The organism is Flavobacterium sp. N502536 (genome assembly GCF_025947345.1).
In the GTDB taxonomy this organism is placed as follows: domain Bacteria; phylum Bacteroidota; class Bacteroidia; order Flavobacteriales; family Flavobacteriaceae; genus Flavobacterium.
The window spans coordinates 3,866,475-3,886,263 of the sequence record NZ_CP110011.1 but is presented as its reverse complement, the minus strand read 5'-3'; the positions used below and the strand labels follow the sequence as shown (position 1 = coordinate 3,886,263).

The following is a 19,789-nucleotide window of genomic DNA, read 5'->3' as shown; positions in this document are numbered from 1 at the left end:
TCCATTTTTAACGCCAAAAAGTCACAAAACAAGTCAAATATGAGTTTTTTTAATTCAATCTTCGGAAATTCGGAGTCAGCAGACACTCCAAAAAACAATGTAAATTGGACAGAATTAACCGATATTGCCCAATTAATGGAGATCGAAACACTATCCAATGCAAAGCCGGTTGTTATTTTTAAACACAGCACCAGATGCAGTATCAGCCGTATGGCTTTGAAGCAATTTGAGCGTGAATTCGATTTAGAAGATACAGTAGACGCTTATTTCCTGGATTTAATTGCACATCGTGACATTTCAAATGAAATCGCGAGCAGATTCAATGTGTATCATGAATCTCCACAGTTAATTTTAATCCGAAACGGAAAAGCCGTTTATGATGTTTCGCACAGCGATATTGATGCAGAAGCGTTAAAAAGTAAAGTTTAGTTTTTTTTGTGAAATGTTAGATGTGAAATGTTGGATGTTGGATATGAAACTATCTTATTCACATCTCACATTTTACAGTTTACATCTCACACTCAATTTAGAAATTTCCTTCAGATCCGCCTCCGCTAAAACCACCACCTCCGAAATCCATAGGAGAATTTTCAGGTTTAGCCTCCGGTTTTAGTCCAAATGCTGAGGCCACAAGTAAGGTTTCTGCATTTAAAACGGCATTTGAGGTATTAATTCTGTCCGGTTTAAATGTCAAACCGCTTTCTTTGTCTTTCAGTTTTCTGATGGAGAAATAAGCTATGGCAAATAAAACTACTCCACCCAGCGTCAGTGCAACTTCTATTGGCAAAACGGAGTAATAAAACCTAATGGTGTAAATCGTAAAACCAATAGCTAAAAAACTGATCCATAACAGGATTCTATCTTTGTTTTTTACGGCCTGAACCAAATAGACAGCCGGCACTATAAAGGTAAAAGCATAAAAGAAGTACGCAAACGGAATATCCTGTCCCGGAAGCACAGCTACGCCTAAAAGTTCCGCAGAAAGCTCTCTTACCACCAGATAATTACACGAAAGGTAAAATAAAATTAAACAAAAACTATTCGCTAACAAAAGGCCTTTATAGTGATAAGTTTTGGTTAGATTTTGAAGTGCTTTTTTGGTAACAAAGTAAAGTCCCAAAGCAAACCCCATGGTCACAAATGGTAAAATTGTTTTTCCGGTTTCTCCAAATTCAAACAGGCCAAAAAACAAAACGGCAGTTGATGCTAAACAAAACACTAACAACGACAGCAAATTCAAATATCTGCTATAAAGCAGAAACGACATAACGGCAACAAAAATAGCAATCATCAGCTCGTAACCTTCTGTTGTAATGGCAATAGCGAATCCTATATTTAAAATAGCTCCCAAAATAAAAGCATCGTCCAGTCCATGTCCATAGTATTTTTGATTGGCTAAAAATTCTGCGCCACCCAAACCTACCAAAGCAAAAATATAGCAACAGATTTTAAAAAAGGTGTCCTCTCCACTAAGTCCCAATAACGAGATCGCACCACAAATGGAGAGGTATAAAAATGAGCCCAGCAAGAAAAATCCCAATCGGACCAATATGTTTTTTTGTCTTTTAAAAACAGTCAGCTCTTTTTTAATCTGGTCCTTTTGTTCCTTGCTTATAAAACCGGCTGAATGCAGAGAAGCAGCTTCCTCAATTAAAGCTAAATTATCTAATGCGCTTTTATCGTATACTATCATGCTGTAATTTCTTTATTGAATTTCTTAATCAGTTTAATAAACATTATGATTGAACCTATAAAATACAATGGGAGAAGTAAAATAAGTAATTCCCAAACGTCTGAAAAATCAATATGATCAAAAATTCGAAACAAAATTATATTAAGTCCAATATAGGCGTAGACGATTGCAAAAACATACAGTGAAATTGCTTTAAACTGGTAACTGACCTTGTAAAAATAGTAGCAAGAACCAGCCAATAATACTGCAAAAAGCAACCAGATGCCATCCTCAAAATAACCTGTCAGATTATGAATTAGTGCGATACTGGTGATATGCAAAGCAAAGGTAAGATAGATGATGCTGAAGTGTGTTTTTAACTGAATTCTCGAACTATAAACCGTCCACAAAACAAGCAGTATACCCAGTAGAATTGCCGAATAACTCAAATTTTGATCGGCATAAAAATTACTATTGTTGAGTAGATCCTGTGGCGTAACCGAAAGCCCCACGTAAGCCGCCAAACCGGTAATTCCAATTGTTAAAACACTTTTATTATCGAAGTAATAGGCACAAAAGAAACTGACCAGGGTTGGAATCAAGGTGGCCAGTCCGTAATGTGTTCCGAATGGCTTGTATTGAAATTGTAGATAACCGATAAAAATACAGGTCAATATATTGGCTGCCAGTACCAGATATTCTAAAACCGGATGCTCAAAAACGGTTTCTGTTTTTTGGAATCCTTTTGCGTTTTTAAAGCAAAAATAGAAACAAACCCCTATAACAATTAATAGTAAGGACAGAATCGCAATATGTCCTATTGTATCTATATTGTTGTAAATTAAAATTCCGATTCCTGAAGTAAACGATAGTACAGACAAGTATAGAAATAGCTTTAGTTCCGCATTTAGCGAAAAAATACCCAAACTGCGATAGGAAGTTATTTCCTGATACTGGTTTTCTGTTAGTAGGTTTCTGTCCAAAAGTGCTTTAGTGGCCTGATCGTCAAACTTATTCATAGTTACTTTTATAAAACTGTAAATCAAAAATAGTGTTTTTCTTTTATTTGTAAGATGATTATTGTAAAATGTGAGCTGTGAGCTGTGAGCTGTGAGCTGTGAGCTGTGAGCTGTGAGCTGTGAGCTGTGAGCTGTGAGCTGTGAGCTGTGAGCTGTGAGCTGTGAGCTGTGAGCTGTGAGCTGTGAGCTGTGAGCTGTGAGCTGTGAGCTGTGAGCTGTGAGCTAAAAAACGAAATCCCGAATTTAAAAAATTCGGGATTTCGTTTTTGATTATAGTAATTGAAATATTTTACTTTTCACATTTCACAATAAACATTTTACATTCTCACAATTAACAATTAATAATTAATAAGCTGCTTTCATTTTATCTTTTATCGCATCCAGGCACAAATTATTGATACTGCCTTCATGCGTATGTTTTGTTTCTTTAGGAGATTGGTAGGTTCCTGCTTCCAGTTGTTCGGCAACAGCTTTGTAAGCGTCTCTGAATGGCATCCCCGCCACTACCATTTCGTTTAAAGTGTCTACTGTGAACAAATAATCGTATTTTTTGTCTTTAAGTATATTGTCTTTTACGGTAATGTCTTTTACAGAGAATATGGCAATATCCAAACATGCTTTTAAGTTCTGAATCGCAGGAAACAGGCCTTCTTTTAAAAGCTGCAAATCTCTGTGGTAGCCACTTGGCAGGTTATTGGTAATCAAAGTGATCTCATACGGAAGTGCCTGAATCTTGTTGCATTTTCCTCTGATTAATTCAAAAACATCCGGGTTTTTCTTGTGAGGCATGATGCTGGACCCCGTTGTAAGATGGGATGGCAGACTTATAAAATCAAAGTTCTGACTCATGTACAAACAAACATCCATGGCCAATTTCGACAGAGTGGCCGCAACACTGCTCATGGCAAATGCTACTGTTTTTTCTGCTTTTCCGCGACTCATTTGCGCTGCTACAGCATTGTATTTTAGAGTCTCAAATCCTAATTCCTGAGTAGTAAAGGTTCTGTTGATAGGAAACGAACTTCCATACCCTGCAGCTGATCCCAACGGATTTTGATCTACCACTTTTGAGGCCGCATTTAACAGGGTAATATCGTCAATTAAACTTTCAGCATAGGCCGAAAACCACATTCCGAATGACGATGGCATTGCGATCTGCAAATGAGTATATCCCGGTAATAAAACATTTTGATGTTTTTCTGCCGATTGCATCAACAAATCAAAAAGCGTTTTTACCTGTTCTTTTATTGCTTTTACTTCGTCTTTTAAATACAAATGTACATCCACTAAAACCTGATCGTTTCGCGAACGTGCGGTATGAATTTTTTTTCCGGCATCGCCCAGTTTTATGGTGAGTAAATACTCTATTTTGGAATGTACGTCTTCAAAACTATCTTCTATCTCGAAATTTCCCTTTGCAATATCAGCGATAATTTCGTTTAATGCCTCAACCAAAGAAGTAGTTTCTTCCTGAGTTAACAAGCCAATTTGACCTAGCATTTTGGCATGGGCGATTGAACCTAAAGCATCATATTTTGCTAAAACTAAATCCAGTTCACGGTCATTTCCAACCGTAAAATGTTCGATTTGTTTGTCTGTTGGTATTCCTTTTTCCCAAAGTTTCATAACTTAGATTTTTAGACTGCTTAGATTTTTAGATTGTTAGACTGCTTAGACTTCTTAGATTTCTATGCTTTGTCTTTATTTTCTAATCACACTAATATGCCTGTTTATATTACAAACCCGACAGGTTTTTGAAACCTGTCGGGTTTAATTTCGTTTCAATTATAATTTAAAGAAATCGGTTAGTATTTTGATATACAAATCGACTCCTTCTTCGATTTCATTTATAAAAATAAATTCGTCTGCCGAATGGGAACGTAATGTTTCTCCTGGCCCTAGTTTTAAGGACTGACAGCTTAAAACAGATTGATCTGAAAGTGTTGGCGAACCGTAAGTTGTTCTTCCCAAAGCGATTCCGGCCTGTACCAAACCATGTGCAACCGGAATTGATGAAGCATTAAGATGCATGGATCTTGGTGTTACTTCAGCATTTACGTTGGCTTTCACCACTTCCAGAATCTCCGTATTCGAATAACAGTCGGTTACACGAATATCCACCACTAAATCGCATTCTGATGGTACAACATTGTGCTGTTTTCCTGCGCTGATTTGTGTTACGGTCATTTTTACGGGACCTAACACTTCTGAGATTTTATCGAATTTATAGTTTTTAAACCATTCCATTACGGGAATTGATTTATAAATAGAATTATCGTCGTTTTGATGCGCAGCATGACTTGCGGTTCCTTTGACTTTTACGTCTAAAACCAACAACCCTTTTTCGGCAACAGCCAGTTGCATTAAAGTAGGCTCACCAACTATAGCGCAATCTAGTTCCGGTAAATGCTTTAAAACGCTGTTTAAACCATTTTTTCCGCTGCTTTCTTCTTCGGCAGAGGCCACAATTACAATATTATGTGATAAGTTCTGATTTTCGTAAAAATGCACAAATGTGGCCAGTAATGAAACCAAACATCCTCCGGCATCATTACTTCCTAAACCAAATAATTTCCCGTCTTTTTCGATGGCTTTAAACGGATCATTTGTATAAGCCTGATTGGGTTTTACAGTATCGTGGTGCGAGTTTAATAAAAGCGTAGGTTTCTTTTCGTCAAAATACTTGTTGAAAGCCCACACATTGTTGTTTTCTCTTTGAAATGGAATCTCATTTTGATTGAACCAATTTTCGATTAAAAGGGCTGTTTGGTCTTCTTCACTTGAAAAGGAAGGAGTTTCGATAAGGCTTTTTAATAAATTAATTGCTTCCTGGGTAAGCGTTGCAATATTTTTCATAGTTATGGTTTCATTGCCGTGAAGGCTCGAAGTCACATCGTTTTTATTAAATCTGTGACATTTTTAGTTTGCGCAAATTTCTTAAATTAATATTTAAAATGCTTTGCGTGACGTGCTTTTTTTGCCACAGATTAACAGAATTTTCACAGATTTTAATCCTTTTAATTCGTTAATCTGTGGCTATAACTTTTACAGCGTAATGGTGGTGTGCAGAACATCAGGATTCTGAAGCATTTTATGATGCCCAATTTTGATTTTCTGTACGCCTCTTGCTAAACTGTTGAAGCAGTTATCCAGTTTTGGAATCATTCCGGAATGGATTACTTTTTCTTCTTTTAGTTTATTATATAATGTTTCGTTGATTTCGGTTATTACAGAGGAATCGTCTTCTGAATCCTGTAAAACTCCCTGCTTTTCAAAACAATAAGTCAGTGTAACATCAAAAACTTCAGACAAGGCAATGGATAATTCACTTGCAATGGTATCGGCATTAGTGTTTAACAATTGTCCGTTTTTGTCGTGTGTTATCGCGCAAAAAACAGGAACAATTCCGGTTTCTAACAAAGTAGCCAATAATTTGGTGTTCACTTGTTTTACATCGCCTACAAAACCATAATCGATTGTGGGGTGATTTCGTTTCACCGATTGTATCAGATTCCCATCGGCACCTGAAAAACCAATTGCATTATTGTCTTTTGCCTGTAATTGTGCTACTATATGTTTGTTGATTTGTCCTGCGTAAATCATTACCACGACATCAAGCATCGCAGCATCTGTAATTCGGCGTCCATCAATCATTTGTGGCACCAAACCAATACTCTGCGCCATTTTTGTAGCCGATTTTCCGCCACCGTGAACTAAAACTTTATGTCCTTCAATCTTAGAAAAATCAGCTAAGAATTGCTCTAATTCTGTTGGATTATCGATGATGTTTCCACCAATTTTTATTACTGATACTTTTTTCATGAGGTTCTAAGTTGCTAAGGTTGTAAGGGACTAAGGTTTTTATTCAACAGTTTCTCAGCATCTTAGAAACTTAGAACCTTAGTACCTCCAAAAATTATAATTTCTTCAATATCTTCTGTAAAACCAATTGTGCCGAATAGGTTCTGTTATTGGCTTGCTGAATCACGATCGAGTTTTTGCTGTCCAGAACTTCATCACTTACAATTACGTTACGACGAACCGGAAGACAGTGCATGAATTTTCCGTTATTAGTCAACGCCATTTTTTCGGCTGTAACCGTCCAGTTTGGATCTGTATTGGTTACTTTTCCGTAGTCGTTAAAATTACTCCAGTTTTTTACATAAACGAAATCGGCATTTTCAAACGCTTTGTTTTGATCGTATTCGATTTTGCAGTCTTTTGTGATTTCAGGGCTTAATTCATAACCTTCCGGATGCGTGATTACAAAATCCATATCTTTTTGCATTTGCATCATTTCAACGAAGGAATTGGCAACCGCCTGAGGCAACGCTTTCGGATGTGGCGCCCATGACAAAACTACTTTTGGTTTATGCTTTGTTTTGTATTCTTCCATCGTAATGGCATCCGCCAAAGATTGCATCGGGTGACGAACAGCGCTTTCCATGTTTACAATTGGCACTGTTGCATGTTTTAAAAAGCCTGAGATTACGGTTTCGGCATAATCTTTCTCTTTGTCTTCTAAACCGGCAAAAGCACGAATGGCGATAATATCACAATATTGAGAAACTACTTCGGCAGCTTCTTTAATGTGTTCTGAAGCACCGGAATTCATAACAGCTCCGTCTTCGAACTCTAATGTCCATCCCTCGTTAGTAAAATTCATCACCATAACGTTCATTCCTAAGTTTAGCGCTGCTTTTTGAGTACTCAAACGCGTTCTTAAACTCGGATTAAAAAATAACATTCCTAAGGTTTTATTCTTCCCTAAGGCCTGATTTTTAAGTGGGTTCTTTTTAATTTTTAACGCACCTTTCACCCATTTTGATAAGGAGTCGATATCTTGTATTGAAATATAATTCATTGTTTTTATTGTATTGTGTATTTAAACGCGGATTAAACTGATTCGCTATCGCGAAGACGCGGATAAAAACTGATTTTTCTTTTTTACTTTCTTATTTTTCTACTATTTTCGAAAACTTTCCGTCTAAATTCTGGTTTCTTTCCAAAATTCAACAACAAACCTACTTCGCAATTTGTACCTCTTAAATAATTTAATATTTGATTTTCAAAGGCTGGAGCGATACTGTCAGCAGCTTTTAATTCAAGAATAACTAAATTTTCAACAATTAAATCGGCATAATATTCCCCAACTTCTACTCCTTTATAATAAACTTCTATTTTTCTTTGAACTTCAACATTTAAGCCTTTACTTTTTAATTCCAGATACAGAGAATTTTGATAAACTCTTTCTAAAAATCCATATCCTAATTCATTATATACTTCGTAAAAAGTTTTAATAATGACATCCGTTAACTCTTGATGTAGCAATTTCATAATTTTAATATTTTGAACGAAATATACTACATAAAAATAAAATATAAAAACCCGTTTTTATCCGCGTCTTCGCTTTAGCGAATCTGCCTCATCCGCGTTCTAATTTACACAATCTTTGTAAAAGGAATTTCATCGCTTAAGGCTTTCAAAATAAAATTATCATTCAAGCCATTAACGATCCAGGTCTCGATATTAGCAGCTTTTGCAATTGCGGCTGCCTCTATTTTAGACTGCATCCCTCCTGTCCCATGAGATGATTTTGATTCGCCAATTTCTTTTTCTAATACTTTTAAATCATGTACCAATTTAATCGTCTCCGGATTTTCATCATGAATAGAATCTTTCGTATAGATTCCGTTTGTATTAGTGGCAATAATCAGAATATCAACATCTAAAAGAACTGCTGTTAATGCCGCCAGTTTATCGTTGTCTCCAAACTGAATCTCATCTGTGGCAACCGTATCATTTTCATTAATAATCGGAATGTAATTATTCTCAACCAGTACGTTTATGGTATTGACTATATTGACTTTCGACTGTTCTTTTTCAAAATCAGAATAAGACAATAAACACTGCGAAGTCAATAAACCTAAATCGCTGAAATTTTCATGGAAAATCCGCATTAAATGGGGCTGACCAATTGAAGCCAATGCTTGTTTAACTACTATTTCTTTTCCTTTACTTTCGAGTTTTACAAACTGCTTTGCTGCTGCGATTGCTCCGGAACTCACAATTACAAATTCATAATCTTTGTTTAAAGCAGCAATCTGCATCCCAAGGTCTTCGATCTTTCCCCGCGAAATATGATTGGTTTCTTTGGTTAAAGTATTACTTCCTATTTTTAATAAAATCCTTTTTTTTGCCATTTTTTTTAAGCTGCTAAGGTTCTAAGTTGCTAAGATTCTAAGTTTTTATATTGCAAATGTTTTTGATAAATTCCAATTTTTAAATTCCAAATTCCAATTATTTAAAATAAAAATCATCAATCTAAGAGAGTCCAATTATCTAATTGACTAATTATCTCAATTACCTAATTTGTCCTTCTCCATACACGTACCACTTATTTGTTACGAGGTGCTGAAGTCCTATTGGGCCACGCTGGTGTAATTTATCTGTACTTATGGCTAATTCTCCACCTAAACCAAATTGTCCTCCGTCCGTAAAACGGGTTGAAGCATTTTGATAAACGGCGGCGGTATCAACAGCATCCATAAATTCCTGCGCTGCTTTGTCATCCTTCGTAATAATTACTGCCGAATGTCCTCCACAATATTTATTTATTTTATCAATTGCATTTTCTTCAGAATCAATACTTCCGATTACTATTTTATAATCCAGGAATTCTTCGTACCAAATGTCTTCATTTTGAAGTGTTGTTGTATCCTCAAAACTTTTTAGAGATTCATCTACAATTACTTCCACATTAAACTGCTTTAATTCTTCTATCAGTATAGCTGTAAATCCTTCAAAATTGGGTAATTTAGAATCTATTAAAACCTTATCGACTGCGTTACAGGCTGAAATTTTAGAGGTTTTAGCATTTAAAATTATTTTCAAAGCCAAATCTGTATCTGCTTTTTCATGAACGAAAACAAAGTTATTTCCTCGTCCGCTTACAATAACAGGGCAAGTGGCATGAGCTTTTACAAAGGCTATTAGTTTTTCTCCTCCTCTGGGAACGATTAAATCTACTTTTTGAGTTGGTTTTTCTAAAAAAGCCTGAGTTTCTGTACGATTATAATTCAAATACTCCACCCAGTCCTTCGAAACTCCATTTTCTTCTAAAGCCTGATGCCACAAATCCACAATTTTCAAATTCGATTTTAAGGCTTCTTTTCCTCCTTTTAATAAAATCTTATTTCCGGATTTAAAAGCAATTCCTCCCGCTTCAATTGTAACATCCGGGCGGGATTCGTAAATGATTAAGATCGTTCCAAAAGCGGCAGTTTTATTAATCACTTTTATTCCATTATCATGAACAAAATGAAAACGCTCTACTCCGACAGGATCTTCTTGCGAAGCCAGCTGATTGAGAGACAAAATCATCTCGTCGACTTTTTTATCATCTACTTTCAGGCGCTCTTCCATCGCTAAATCTGAGCCATCGTAATCGGCAAGATCTTCCTGATTGGTTAAGATAATCTGACTCCGCTCCTGCTCGACCAGCTTTGCCATAGACCGCAAAACCAGATTGCGTTTTTCAATTGATAATGGATTCATTTTTTTTGGTTAATTGGTTAATCTATTAATCAGTTAAACGATTAAACGAAAGTTGGTTGTTTTTTGGTTGTTTCCCTTATTTAAACCCGACAGGTTTTAAAAACCTGTCGGGTTTAATTTGATGAGAGTTAATTTTTTAGTTCTTCCAAACTCTCTTTCAAAGCTTTTACAAACGTATCTATATCTACTTTTTTTACGGTAAGCGGCGGCAAAATTCTAAGTAAATTTTTGTTGTTGGCGCTTCCTGTAAAAATGCGTTTTTCGATAATTAGTTTTTTTCTTAAAGCCGCAACATCAAAATCAAACTCAACCCCCAGCATTAATCCTTTTCCTTTTACTTGTTTGATTCCTTCAACTTCTTTTATTTTCTCTAAAAAATATTCATAAACTTCGTTTACATTTTTCTGTAAATCCAGTTTTTCAATTACATCCAAAACCGCAATACCTGCTGCACAAGACAAATGGCTTCCTCCGAAAGTAGTTCCTAATAATCCAAAACTTGCTTCAAATTTTGGCGAAATTAAAATAGCTCCTACCGGAAATCCGTTCCCCATTCCTTTGGCAACAGAAACAATATCAACGTTGATTCCGTGATGCTGGAACGCGAAGAATTTTCCGCTTCTTCCGTATCCTGATTGTACTTCGTCTAAAATCAAGACTACATCATGTTTTTTACATGCTTTTTCTAAAGCCTGAAAAAATTCGGTTGTTCCTTCGTCTAAACCTCCAACTCCCTGAATTCCTTCAATAATTACAGCTGTAACATCACCTTTAGCCAGTTCTGCTTCAACTAATTCAATTTGGTTTAATGGTAAAAAAGTAACTTCCTGCTGTGCATTAATTGGTGCTACGATCTTCTTATTATCGGTAACTGCAACAGCAGCAGAGGTTCTTCCGTGAAAAGAATTGTCAAAAGCTACAACTCTTGATTTTCCGTTATGGAAAGAAGCTAATTTCAAAGCATTTTCATTGGCTTCAGCACCAGAACTGCATAAAAACAATTCATAATCTTCTAATCCGGAAAGCTTTCCTAATTTCTGCGCCAATTCTACCTGTAACGGGTTCTGAATGGCATTGGAATAAAATCCTAAATGATCTAACTGATCTTTTAATTTGGCTACATAATCCGGTTGTGTATGTCCAATCGAGATTACACCATGGCCGCTATATAAATCTAAATATTCTACTCCGTTATTGTCTGTAATAGTGCAATCTAGCGCTTTTACAGGGGTTATATCGTAAAGTGGGTATACGTTGAATAAGTTCATCTTTTTTTGTTTATTTTGTTTCAAGTTTCATGTTTCAAGTTGCTCGCTAAACGTTAAACCTGGAACTTAAACCTGAACTTGATTTGAGTTTCAAATCCCAAGTTACGTATAGAACGTGAAACCTGAAACTTGAAACAAATTTTTCCTAAAATCCGCTTGGTTTCAAATGTAAACCGGTGGTTTCTTCTAATCCAAACATTAAATTCATGTTTTGAATGGCTTGTCCTGAAGCACCTTTGGTTAAATTATCAATAATTGAAGTGATCAAAATCCGGTTTCCTTTTTTCAATAAACTGATGATACATTTGTTGGTTTGAACGACTTGTTTCATATTGATATTTGTCGTTGTTACGGTAACAAAGGGTTCATTTTTATAGAATTCTTCGTATCTGGCCACTGTTTGTTCCAGACTCTCGTCAGAAATTGTATATAAGGTGGCGAAAATTCCTCTTGGAAAATCTCCTCTGTTTGGAATAAAAAGCAATTCACTTTCAAAATCATCCTGCAACTGAACCAAACTTTCTCCTATTTCACCTAAATGCTGGTGTTCAAAAGCCTTGTAATGCGACATGTTATTGTTTCTCCAACTAAAATGCGAGGTTTCCGAAAGTCCCACTCCGGCTCCGGTACTTCCGGTTGTTGCATTAATATGAACGTCATTAATCAACAGATTGCTTTTCGCTAAAGGCAGTAAAGCCAACTGAATTGCTGTAGCAAAACAGCCTGGATTTGCGATATAATTTGCTTTTTTGATGTCTGCCTTATTCAATTCCGGTAAACCGTAAATAAAATCTTTCCCTTCAAAATGAGCATCTTTGTTTAATCTGAAATCATTTCCTAAATCGATGATTTTTGTATGGCTCGCAAACTGATTTTCTTTTAAAAAAGAAATCGATTTTCCGTGTCCTAGACATAAAAACACCACATTTACATTTGGATTTACAACATCCGTAAAATTCATTTCAATATCACCCATCAAGTCGTGATGCGCCACAGAAAGTGGTTTTCCCGAATTGGTTGTACTGTAAACAAAATCGATGTTTACTTTGGGGTGATACATTAAAATTCTAATGAGTTCTCCGGCTGTATAGCCTGAACCACCAATTATTCCGACATTAATCATGATCTAAATGGTTTACAGATGAAAATATGTTTTGAGCATTTCCTAAAATCTTAATAAATCCTTTTGCATCGTCAGACGTCCAGGCATTGTTCATTTCTCCATATTGACCAAAGCCCGTATTCATCAAATCGTTTTTAGATTCGATTCCGTCAAGTGAAAAATGATACGGTTTTAATGAAACCGTTACTGTTCCGTTAACTGTTTTCTGAGTATCCTGCAAAAAGGTTTCAATGTTACGCATTACCGGATCTAAAAACTGACCTTCGTGAAACAACATTCCGTACCAATTTCCTAGTTGTTCTTTCCAGTATTGCTGCCATTTACCAAGTGTATGTTTCTCTAATAAATGATGTGCTTTGATGATAATTAAAGGCGCAGCAGCTTCAAAACCAACTCTTCCTTTGATTCCGATAATAGTGTCTCCTACGTGAATGTCTCTTCCAATAGCGTAAGCATTTGCCAGTTTTTCAAGTTTGACAATATTTTTCTCAGGAACATCTTTCTTTCCGTTTAATGCCACCAATTCTCCCTGTTCAAAATGCAAGGTCACTTTTTCTTCTCCTTCTTTTTGCAATTGAGAAGGATAAGCTTCACCCGGCAACGGCTCGCTTGATGTTAAGGTTTCTTTACCTCCAACACTGGTACCCCAAAGCCCTTTATTGATTGAATATTGTGCTTTTTCCCAAGAATAATGAACACCATTTTTTGACAAATAATCTACTTCTTCCTGTCTGGACAGTTTTAAATCTCTAATTGGTGTAATGATTTCAATTTCAGGAGCAATCGTTTGAAAAATCAAATCAAAACGAATCTGATCATTCCCGGCACCTGTGCTTCCGTGTGCGATGGCGCTTGCCCCAACTTTTTTAGCATATTTTATGGCTTCAATTGCCTGAAAAACACGCTCAGCACTTACTGATAACGGATAGGTATTATTTTTTAATACGTTTCCGAAAATCAAATATTTTATAGCTTTATCATAATATTTATCAACGATTGTCAGGTTGGCGTGTTGCGCGCTCCCTAACTCATAAGCTCTTTTTTCGATAGCTGATAATTCTTCTTCATCAAATCCTCCTGTATCTACAAGAACAGTGTGAACTTCGTATCCTTTTTCATTTTTTAAATATTTCAAACAATACGAGGTATCTAATCCTCCACTATAAGCTAATACAACTTTTTTCATTTTTTTATAATTTAGGCTAATACTTTCGTATGTAGCAAGTTTGAGATTTCTCTTTTAGTTTAATTTTTAAGACAAGAACCCGAAAAACAACGTTTTATTCAGGAACAAAGCTTGTTTGATTTTTTTTAACCTGCTTAAAACAGCCACGTTAAAAGGGTGTCTCGGCGGTTCTTTTTGTTTGTCTTTTGGGTCGTATAACATCCCCGTACAAAGACACATTTTGTTTTCCTTGCTTTTTAGAATTTCATAATTCGTACAGGTTTTACAACCCGCCCAAAAACTTGGATCGGTAGTGAGTTCAGAAAAAGGAACTGGTTTGTAACCCAAATCAGAGTTTATTTTCATTACAGCCAAACCAGTTGTAATACCAAATATCTTGGCATCCGGATATCTTTCTAGAGAATAATCGAAAACTTTTGACTTGATTTTTTTGGCTAAACCTAAACTTCTGTAATCCGGATGCACAATTAGACCGGAATGGGCAACAAATTTTCCATGCTGCCAACTTTCGATATAACAAAAACCTGCAAATTTTCCATCTGCCAAGGCAATCATTGCATCACCGTTTGACATTTTTTTCTGAATGTATTCGGGCGTTCTTTTAGCAATCCCGGTACCTCTTAATAGGGCAGATGATTCTATTGTATCGCAAATTTCCTGTGCGAATTTGAAGTGTTCTTCCTGAGTAACAACAATAGAGATTTTCATTTCAATAGTTGAAGTTAGAGTTAAAAATTAAAACGTATTGTTTAGTTTGAAATCCTGAATTCAATCCAATAAAAATAAACAAAATAGAAGTAACATTCTCAAAATCAAAAACTTGACTAAGAAAATTTAAAAAATAAGATATACTTTTAGGATATGTTTGTCCAATGGACAAATGATGTGATTTCAAAATGAAAAATGAATATAAATAAATACGCGGCGAAAAACTCTGTGGATACTATAGAGATAGTGTCCGTACTTCGGGAGAAGTTACAGTTGAGTTTGTCCGTGACAAAGAAGTTATATGTAAACTTATTTTATTCATCGACTGCAAAAGTACACTATTTTTTTATTTATGAAACAAAAAAATAAAATTCTAACATTTTTTTAATTAAATGTTATTATCAGGCAACAAAAAACCCGATAACTATTCCTAACTATCGGGTTTTTAAATATTTATTTTTTTATCTACTAATTTTTAGTAAACGGTATTGCGTCACCGCTACTTAAAATAATCATATCAAAACCTGTTTTTGCCTCGTTAAATTTGAATTTTAATCCGGCTTCAGCTGATTGAAAGACATCTTTTTCATTTTCTACAGCCTTTACAGTAAACTTCGGATAGTTTGTTATCAGAACATTCAATGTATTATTCTTTTCTGTAAAATCAATTTTCAAAGGTGCTTTTGCAGTTGAGTAGGTTCCTAAATAACCATCTAAAACTACATCTTTTTCTATTTTACCGTTACTGGCTGTCCAAACATTATTTGCTTCATTATTGTCCGGAAAAACATGGTCAGGGTCAAGCGTGATGCTTTCTATTTCTTCGGTAGAATTGTGCTTAAATGTCCAAACATTGTTACGTTGCCAAACTTCTACAGGCAATTTAACTCTTGTTACTTTCCCGCTTTTTGTTTTCACATCTAAAATAACCGGCATAGGCATTTTATCGAAATTTTCAACCGTGATTGCAACTCCTTTTGACGGATCATTTTTGATGTACTTAATTGAATTAATCCCTTGATTAAAGCGCCAGTTGTTCACGAACCAGCTTCTCCAGAACCAGCTTAAATCTTCGCCCGCAACGTTTTCCATTGATCTGAAAAAGTCATCCGGCTGTGGGTGTTTAAAAGCCCAACGCTCGATATAAGTACGGAAAGCAAGATCAAAACGCTCTTTTCCTAAAATCTGCTCTCTTAAAATTACCAAACCAGAGCTTGGTTTAAAATAACACAGCATCCCAATATTAGCCTCTTTCATATTATCAGGAGAACTCATTATGGTTTCCAGATCTGGTCTTGTGAATGGCTCTGCCAATTTGTGCAAATTGGATGGTGCTTCTTTATATTCGCCTTTATTAAATTCCTCAGTACTTAAAGAGTTAATAAAAGTATTAAAACCTTCATCCATCCAAGCGAATAATCTTTCGTTTGAACCTACAATCATAGGAAACCAGATATGTCCAAATTCATGATCGGTTACTCCCCATAAATCTTGTCCTTTTGACTCCCAGCTACAAAAAACAATTCCCGGATATTCCATTCCGCCTTCATTTCCTGCAACGTTTGTAGCTACCGGATAAGGATATTCAAACCATCTTTTAGAATAGTTTTCAATCGATGCTTTTACATATTCAGTGGAACGCCCGTAAGCAGCTTCTCCTCCACTTTCGACCGGATAAGCCGATAAAGCCAATGCCTTTTTACCGCTAGGCAAATTAATTTTGGCACCGTCTAAAACAAAAGCTGCCGAAGAAGCCCATGAAAAATCACGAGCATTTTTTATTTGATAATGCCAGGTTTTCTCTCCTGTTGCTTTAGAATTTGCTGTTACAGCAACTTCTTCGGCAGAACGAATCGTAACGGTTTTATCGCTTTGCCCCGCTTCTTTATAACGTTTAAGCTGTTCTGCAGGCAATACTTCTGCTCCGTTTACCAATTCTCCCGATCCCACAACATAATGGTTTGCAGGCACTGTTAGTTTTACATCAAAATTTCCATACTCTAAATAAAATTCCGACGCTCCTAAATAGGGTGCAGTATTCCATCCTTTTACATCATCGTACACACACATACGCGGATACCACTGTGCAATCGTAAAAATTTTACCGTTTTTAGTTTCTAAAACCCCCATTCTGTCTGACCCTTCAAAAGGTGCAATGAATGAAAATTCAATTTTAATTTTTACAGCCCCTCCTTTTGATGCCAATGTTTCCGGAAGAAATATTTGCATTCTGGTGTCTGTAACTATATATTTAGCTTCAATTTCAGTCTTTTTCTTTCCTCCTGAAATTACTTTAACCGATTTAATTTTGTTTCCTCCATCAAAAACCTGTCCCTGAGCACCGTTACGGCTTCCTGAAAGCGGCACCACTGCGTTCCCTCTTGAATCACCTTTGAATAAATTCTGATCTAAATTCAACCATACAAATGACATTTTTTCGGGACTATTATTGGTATAGGTGATTTCATCTGTACCGGTAATCTCATTTGTAGTTCCGTTTAATTTTGCCGTAATCTGATAATCGGCTCTGTTTTGCCAATATTCAACTCCTGGCTGACCATTTGCAGCGCGTGTTGGTGTACCATTTTTGGTGTAAAAATTCGGTCCAAACGCATCGTGATAATTGTAGTTATTAACGGGATTTACTGCTGTTGTTGCAGGCGTTTGCTGTGCCCAAACAGAAGAAATTCCAACAAACAAAGCCATGGTTAATAAGGCTTTCGAGGATTCTATTTTCATATTTTTTAGCTGTTTATATAGCAAATTAATGAAAAAAAAAGCTATTTAAATAAAAATTCTGAAACGAAAATCAAATTTTAATCAAAAAATATTTTAAGCTATTTTCCTAAAAAACTAAAATTTATAAAATATATTTACATCAACATAAAACTAATCCTTTTCAATTTTTAGCACTTTGAATACAACCATTTCCAATTCAGCACTAAGCGTCTCAATAAAACATCTCGGAGCAGAATTATTTTCATTAAAAGACAATCAAAATAAAGAATACATATGGGAAGGTAATCCGGACTTCTGGGGCAAACATTCTCCTGTACTTTTCCCGATTGTGGGCACCCTGAAAAACAACACTTACACGATTGATGGAAAAGAACACCAATTGCCGAGGCACGGTTTTGCCCGTGACATGGACTTTCAATTGATCGACAAGACTGAAAACAGTGCAATCTTTGCTCTAGAATCAAATACCGAAACACTCCAAAAATATCCTTTTGATTTTGAACTGCAACTTATTTACAGTGTTGAAAACACCACTTTAAATATTGAGTACAAAGTAATCAACAAAGGGTTGAATAAAATGCCTTTTTCTATAGGAGCTCACCCGGCAATTGCATTACCAGAGCATTTTGAAAATTATGCGTTTCAATTTGAAAAACAGGAAGTTCTCAACTATTACCTTCTGGAAAATGATCTAATTTCCAATCAAACAAAAGTACTGGAAAGTGAAAGCAATCTGATTCCGTTGCAATATGAATTGTTCGAAAACGACGCATTGATTTTTAAAACACTAGAATCAAACTCATTAACCCTTCTTCAAAACTCTAAACCATATGTTAAGGTTGATTTTGAAGATTTCCCAAGTTTAGGTATCTGGACAAAAGTGCAAGCCCCTTTTATTTGTATCGAACCCTGGCTGGGATACTCGGATACGGCTGAAAATTCAGGAGATTTATTTAAAAAAGAAGGAATTTTAGTTTTAGAAGCCAATCAAACCTTTAATTCAAAGTTTAGTATATCAATATTATAATCTACAAAAAAATGCTGGAATTTAATTTTACTCCATTCCCTGTAATTGAAACAGAACGTTTGCTTTTACGAAGAATAACAAATGACGATGTAAATGAAGTTTTCGAATTGCGTTCGAATCCTGAAACGATGAAGTTCATCCCGCGTCCTTTAGTCAAAAATTCTGAAGATGCTTTAGAGCATATTGCGATGATTGAAAACAAAATTGTGGCAAATGAAGGAATCAATTGGGGAATTACCTTAAAAGGCAATCCTAAACTGCTAGGCATCATTGGATATTACAGAATGCAGCCCGAACATCACCGTGCCGAAATTGGCTATATCTTACTGCCAGAATTCCACGGAAAAGGAATTGTCCCAGAATCGGTAAACCGACTAATCACTTATGGTTTTGACGAATTAAAATTGCATTCGATCGAAGCAGTTATTGATCCTGAAAATTATGCTTCTGAAAAAGTATTACAGAAGTGCGGCTTTGTAAAAGAAGGACACTTTAAAGAATGTGAATTTTATGATGGCAAGTTTATCGATAGCGTAATCTACTCATTATTAAACAATAAGAAAGCCTAGCACATTTTGGCAAAAAAATATTCCTGTTAAATTAATGGTCTCAGATAATAGTGACTATTGGTTTACGTTATATTTGCAGTCGAAATAAGAAAAAAGAGCTTATTTCGACATCACAAAAGCCTATTTTATGAAAAAAATTTTTATTGCCCTCGTTCTTTTCTTTTCCGTTCAGTCTCAAAGTCAGACTTTTATTAAGTTTAATGCTGCAACCGCTTTATTAGCAGTGCCAAATGTTGGAATTGAAACCAGTATTGGAAAAAATTTAACTTTTAGTGTTGATGTAATGGCGTCATTTTGGGAGTCTTTCAATGGAAAGAGTCCGATGAAATTATATACACTAACTCCTGAACTTCGTTACCATTTTAAAGAAAATTACAAAGGTTTTTACGTAGGTGGCCATGCAGGACCGGATATTTACAAAATTCAAAAATGGAATTATTGGGACACTAACATGTACGAACACGGTTTTGGCTATCGTTTAGGGGTTACGGTTGGATACAATATTAAATTAAACGATAAATTTTTATTGGATATTTTTGCAGGAGGTGGCTGGCACCAAGGTTTTTACCACGGTTATTACAATGACGGAACTCCCGGAAGATACGAGAAAGCAAAAAACTGGAACAAAAGCGGTGAATGGCTTCCATACCGTGGAGGTGTTATGATTTCTTATAAATTATAGATTACTTCGCCAATTTAGGCAGTGATTTTACATACAAATCTTCCACTTTTTTACGGGCCCAATCGGTCTTTCTTAAAAAAGTCAAGCTTGATTTTATACTTGGATTTGAAATAAAACACTTTACCGGAATTAATTCTGCCAAAGTATCAAAACCATAGTATTCTACTAATGCTTCTACTATTTTCTGAAGTGTTATACCATGTAAAGGATCTTTCGATTGATTTTGCATTTTATATTTT

At 35.6% G+C, this 19,789-nt stretch carries 19 protein-coding genes; 4 read left to right on the top strand and 15 right to left on the bottom strand.

Annotation, left to right across the window (positions count from 1 at the left end; translation table 11 throughout):
• The first annotated feature begins 39 nt into the window (after nucleotides 1-39).
• Nucleotides 40-429 (top strand): bacillithiol system redox-active protein YtxJ, encoded by a 390-nt coding sequence (gene ytxJ, locus OLM61_RS16405; RefSeq protein WP_264523686.1) that lies wholly within the window; start codon nucleotides 40-42, stop codon nucleotides 427-429.
• Nucleotides 430-526: 97 nt separating this feature from the next.
• Here the strand turns inward: ytxJ and OLM61_RS16400 are convergent, their stop codons facing one another.
• The 14 genes from OLM61_RS16400 to OLM61_RS16335 form a co-directional block, all read right to left on the bottom strand.
• Entirely contained in the window at nucleotides 527-1,693 is a 1,167-nt protein-coding gene (locus tag OLM61_RS16400) for a hypothetical protein (RefSeq protein WP_264523685.1), read from the bottom strand.
• Nucleotides 1,690-2,691 (bottom strand): DUF2157 domain-containing protein, encoded by a 1,002-nt coding sequence (locus OLM61_RS16395; protein WP_264523684.1) that lies wholly within the window; start codon nucleotides 2,689-2,691, stop codon nucleotides 1,690-1,692. Before OLM61_RS16395 ends, OLM61_RS16400 begins: the two co-directional genes overlap by 4 nt.
• Nucleotides 2,692-3,036: 345 nt before the next feature.
• Complete coding sequence (argH, locus tag OLM61_RS16390; protein ID WP_264523683.1) at nucleotides 3,037-4,317, bottom strand: argininosuccinate lyase; 1,281 nt, start codon at nucleotides 4,315-4,317, stop codon at nucleotides 3,037-3,039.
• Nucleotides 4,318-4,476: 159 nt separating this feature from the next.
• Nucleotides 4,477-5,547, bottom strand: a complete 1,071-nt coding sequence (locus OLM61_RS16385; RefSeq protein WP_264523682.1) for a M20 family metallo-hydrolase — start codon at nucleotides 5,545-5,547, stop codon at nucleotides 4,477-4,479.
• A 189-nt stretch (nucleotides 5,548-5,736) separates the two neighbouring features.
• The gene (gene argB, locus OLM61_RS16380) at nucleotides 5,737-6,513 is read right to left on the bottom strand and encodes an acetylglutamate kinase (RefSeq protein ID WP_264523681.1); all 777 of its coding nucleotides are present in this window, start codon (nucleotides 6,511-6,513) and stop codon (nucleotides 5,737-5,739) included.
• 94 nt (nucleotides 6,514-6,607) lie between these two features.
• Nucleotides 6,608-7,555, bottom strand: coding sequence for an N-acetylornithine carbamoyltransferase (locus OLM61_RS16375; RefSeq protein WP_264523680.1), 948 nt, complete (start codon nucleotides 7,553-7,555; stop codon nucleotides 6,608-6,610).
• 83 nt (nucleotides 7,556-7,638) lie between these two features.
• On the bottom strand, nucleotides 7,639-8,028 hold the full coding sequence (locus OLM61_RS16370; protein ID WP_264523679.1) for a GxxExxY protein: 390 nt from the start codon (nucleotides 8,026-8,028) through the stop codon (nucleotides 7,639-7,641).
• A 104-nt stretch (nucleotides 8,029-8,132) separates the two neighbouring features.
• Nucleotides 8,133-8,894 carry a glutamate 5-kinase gene (proB, locus tag OLM61_RS16365; protein WP_264523678.1) on the bottom strand — a complete coding sequence of 254 codons (762 nt, stop codon included), beginning with the start codon at nucleotides 8,892-8,894 and terminating at the stop codon, nucleotides 8,133-8,135.
• A 160-nt stretch (nucleotides 8,895-9,054) separates the two neighbouring features.
• On the bottom strand, nucleotides 9,055-10,248 hold the full coding sequence (locus OLM61_RS16360) for a glutamate-5-semialdehyde dehydrogenase (protein ID WP_264523677.1): 1,194 nt from the start codon (nucleotides 10,246-10,248) through the stop codon (nucleotides 9,055-9,057).
• Nucleotides 10,249-10,376: 128 nt separating this feature from the next.
• Nucleotides 10,377-11,516: an aspartate aminotransferase family protein gene (locus OLM61_RS16355; RefSeq protein WP_264523676.1), complete on the bottom strand. Its 1,140-nt coding sequence runs from the start codon at nucleotides 11,514-11,516 to the stop codon at nucleotides 10,377-10,379.
• A 145-nt stretch (nucleotides 11,517-11,661) separates the two neighbouring features.
• Nucleotides 11,662-12,639, bottom strand: a complete 978-nt coding sequence (gene argC / locus OLM61_RS16350; protein ID WP_264523675.1) for an N-acetyl-gamma-glutamyl-phosphate reductase — start codon at nucleotides 12,637-12,639, stop codon at nucleotides 11,662-11,664.
• Nucleotides 12,632-13,825 (bottom strand): argininosuccinate synthase, encoded by a 1,194-nt coding sequence (locus OLM61_RS16345; RefSeq protein ID WP_264523674.1) that lies wholly within the window; start codon nucleotides 13,823-13,825, stop codon nucleotides 12,632-12,634. The genes argC and OLM61_RS16345 overlap by 8 nt, the downstream gene beginning before the upstream one ends.
• 66 nt (nucleotides 13,826-13,891) lie before the next feature.
• Nucleotides 13,892-14,533 (bottom strand): GNAT family N-acetyltransferase, encoded by a 642-nt coding sequence (locus OLM61_RS16340; RefSeq protein WP_264523673.1) that lies wholly within the window; start codon nucleotides 14,531-14,533, stop codon nucleotides 13,892-13,894.
• Nucleotides 14,534-15,001: 468 nt separating this feature from the next.
• Complete coding sequence (locus tag OLM61_RS16335) at nucleotides 15,002-17,272, bottom strand: M1 family metallopeptidase (RefSeq protein WP_264523672.1); 2,271 nt, start codon at nucleotides 17,270-17,272, stop codon at nucleotides 15,002-15,004.
• 175 nt (nucleotides 17,273-17,447) lie between these two features.
• Here OLM61_RS16335 and OLM61_RS16330 point away from each other — a divergent pair, with 175 nt between their 5' ends.
• The 3 genes from OLM61_RS16330 (at nucleotide 17,448) to OLM61_RS16320 (ending at nucleotide 19,550) form a co-directional block, all read left to right on the top strand.
• Nucleotides 17,448-18,299, top strand: coding sequence for an aldose 1-epimerase family protein (locus OLM61_RS16330; protein ID WP_264523671.1), 852 nt, complete (start codon nucleotides 17,448-17,450; stop codon nucleotides 18,297-18,299).
• A gap of 11 nt (nucleotides 18,300-18,310) precedes the next feature.
• The gene (locus tag OLM61_RS16325; RefSeq protein ID WP_264523670.1) at nucleotides 18,311-18,868 is read left to right on the top strand and encodes a GNAT family N-acetyltransferase; all 558 of its coding nucleotides are present in this window, start codon (nucleotides 18,311-18,313) and stop codon (nucleotides 18,866-18,868) included.
• Between the two features lie 127 nt (nucleotides 18,869-18,995).
• On the top strand, nucleotides 18,996-19,550 hold the full coding sequence (locus tag OLM61_RS16320; protein ID WP_264523669.1) for a DUF3575 domain-containing protein: 555 nt from the start codon (nucleotides 18,996-18,998) through the stop codon (nucleotides 19,548-19,550).
• 1 nt (nucleotide 19,551) lies between these two features.
• Here OLM61_RS16320 and OLM61_RS16315 read toward each other — a convergent pair whose 3' ends face one another.
• A complete protein-coding gene (locus tag OLM61_RS16315; protein ID WP_264523668.1) occupies nucleotides 19,552-19,779 on the bottom strand; it encodes a VF530 family protein in 228 nt (75 codons plus the stop codon).
• Between the last annotated feature and the right edge of the window lie 10 nt (nucleotides 19,780-19,789).

Bases quoted from the DNA above. Each gene is read 5' to 3' on its own strand.
- OLM61_RS16360 (WP_264523677.1), bottom strand. From the start codon at position 10,248: ATGAATCCATTATCAATTGAAAAACGCAATCTGGTTTTGCGGTCTATG.
- argB (WP_264523681.1), bottom strand. From the start codon at position 6,513: ATGAAAAAAGTATCAGTAATAAAAATTGGTGGAAACATCATCGATAAT.
- OLM61_RS16400 (WP_264523685.1), bottom strand. From the start codon at position 1,693: ATGATAGTATACGATAAAAGCGCATTAGATAATTTAGCTTTAATTGAG.
- OLM61_RS16355 (WP_264523676.1), bottom strand. From the start codon at position 11,516: ATGAACTTATTCAACGTATACCCACTTTACGATATAACCCCTGTAAAA.
- proB (WP_264523678.1), bottom strand. From the start codon at position 8,894: ATGGCAAAAAAAAGGATTTTATTAAAAATAGGAAGTAATACTTTAACC.
- OLM61_RS16320 (WP_264523669.1), top strand. From the start codon at position 18,996: ATGAAAAAAATTTTTATTGCCCTCGTTCTTTTCTTTTCCGTTCAGTCT.
- OLM61_RS16335 (WP_264523672.1), bottom strand. From the start codon at position 17,272: ATGAAAATAGAATCCTCGAAAGCCTTATTAACCATGGCTTTGTTTGTT.
- OLM61_RS16370 (WP_264523679.1), bottom strand. From the start codon at position 8,028: ATGAAATTGCTACATCAAGAGTTAACGGATGTCATTATTAAAACTTTT.
- OLM61_RS16375 (WP_264523680.1), bottom strand. From the start codon at position 7,555: ATGAATTATATTTCAATACAAGATATCGACTCCTTATCAAAATGGGTG.
- OLM61_RS16325 (WP_264523670.1), top strand. From the start codon at position 18,311: ATGCTGGAATTTAATTTTACTCCATTCCCTGTAATTGAAACAGAACGT.
- OLM61_RS16385 (WP_264523682.1), bottom strand. From the start codon at position 5,547: ATGAAAAATATTGCAACGCTTACCCAGGAAGCAATTAATTTATTAAAA.
- OLM61_RS16315 (WP_264523668.1), bottom strand. From the start codon at position 19,779: ATGCAAAATCAATCGAAAGATCCTTTACATGGTATAACACTTCAGAAA.
- argC (WP_264523675.1), bottom strand. From the start codon at position 12,639: ATGATTAATGTCGGAATAATTGGTGGTTCAGGCTATACAGCCGGAGAA.
- OLM61_RS16395 (WP_264523684.1), bottom strand. From the start codon at position 2,691: ATGAATAAGTTTGACGATCAGGCCACTAAAGCACTTTTGGACAGAAAC.
- ytxJ (WP_264523686.1), top strand. From the start codon at position 40: ATGAGTTTTTTTAATTCAATCTTCGGAAATTCGGAGTCAGCAGACACT.
- OLM61_RS16345 (WP_264523674.1), bottom strand. From the start codon at position 13,825: ATGAAAAAAGTTGTATTAGCTTATAGTGGAGGATTAGATACCTCGTAT.
- OLM61_RS16340 (WP_264523673.1), bottom strand. From the start codon at position 14,533: ATGAAAATCTCTATTGTTGTTACTCAGGAAGAACACTTCAAATTCGCA.
- argH (WP_264523683.1), bottom strand. From the start codon at position 4,317: ATGAAACTTTGGGAAAAAGGAATACCAACAGACAAACAAATCGAACAT.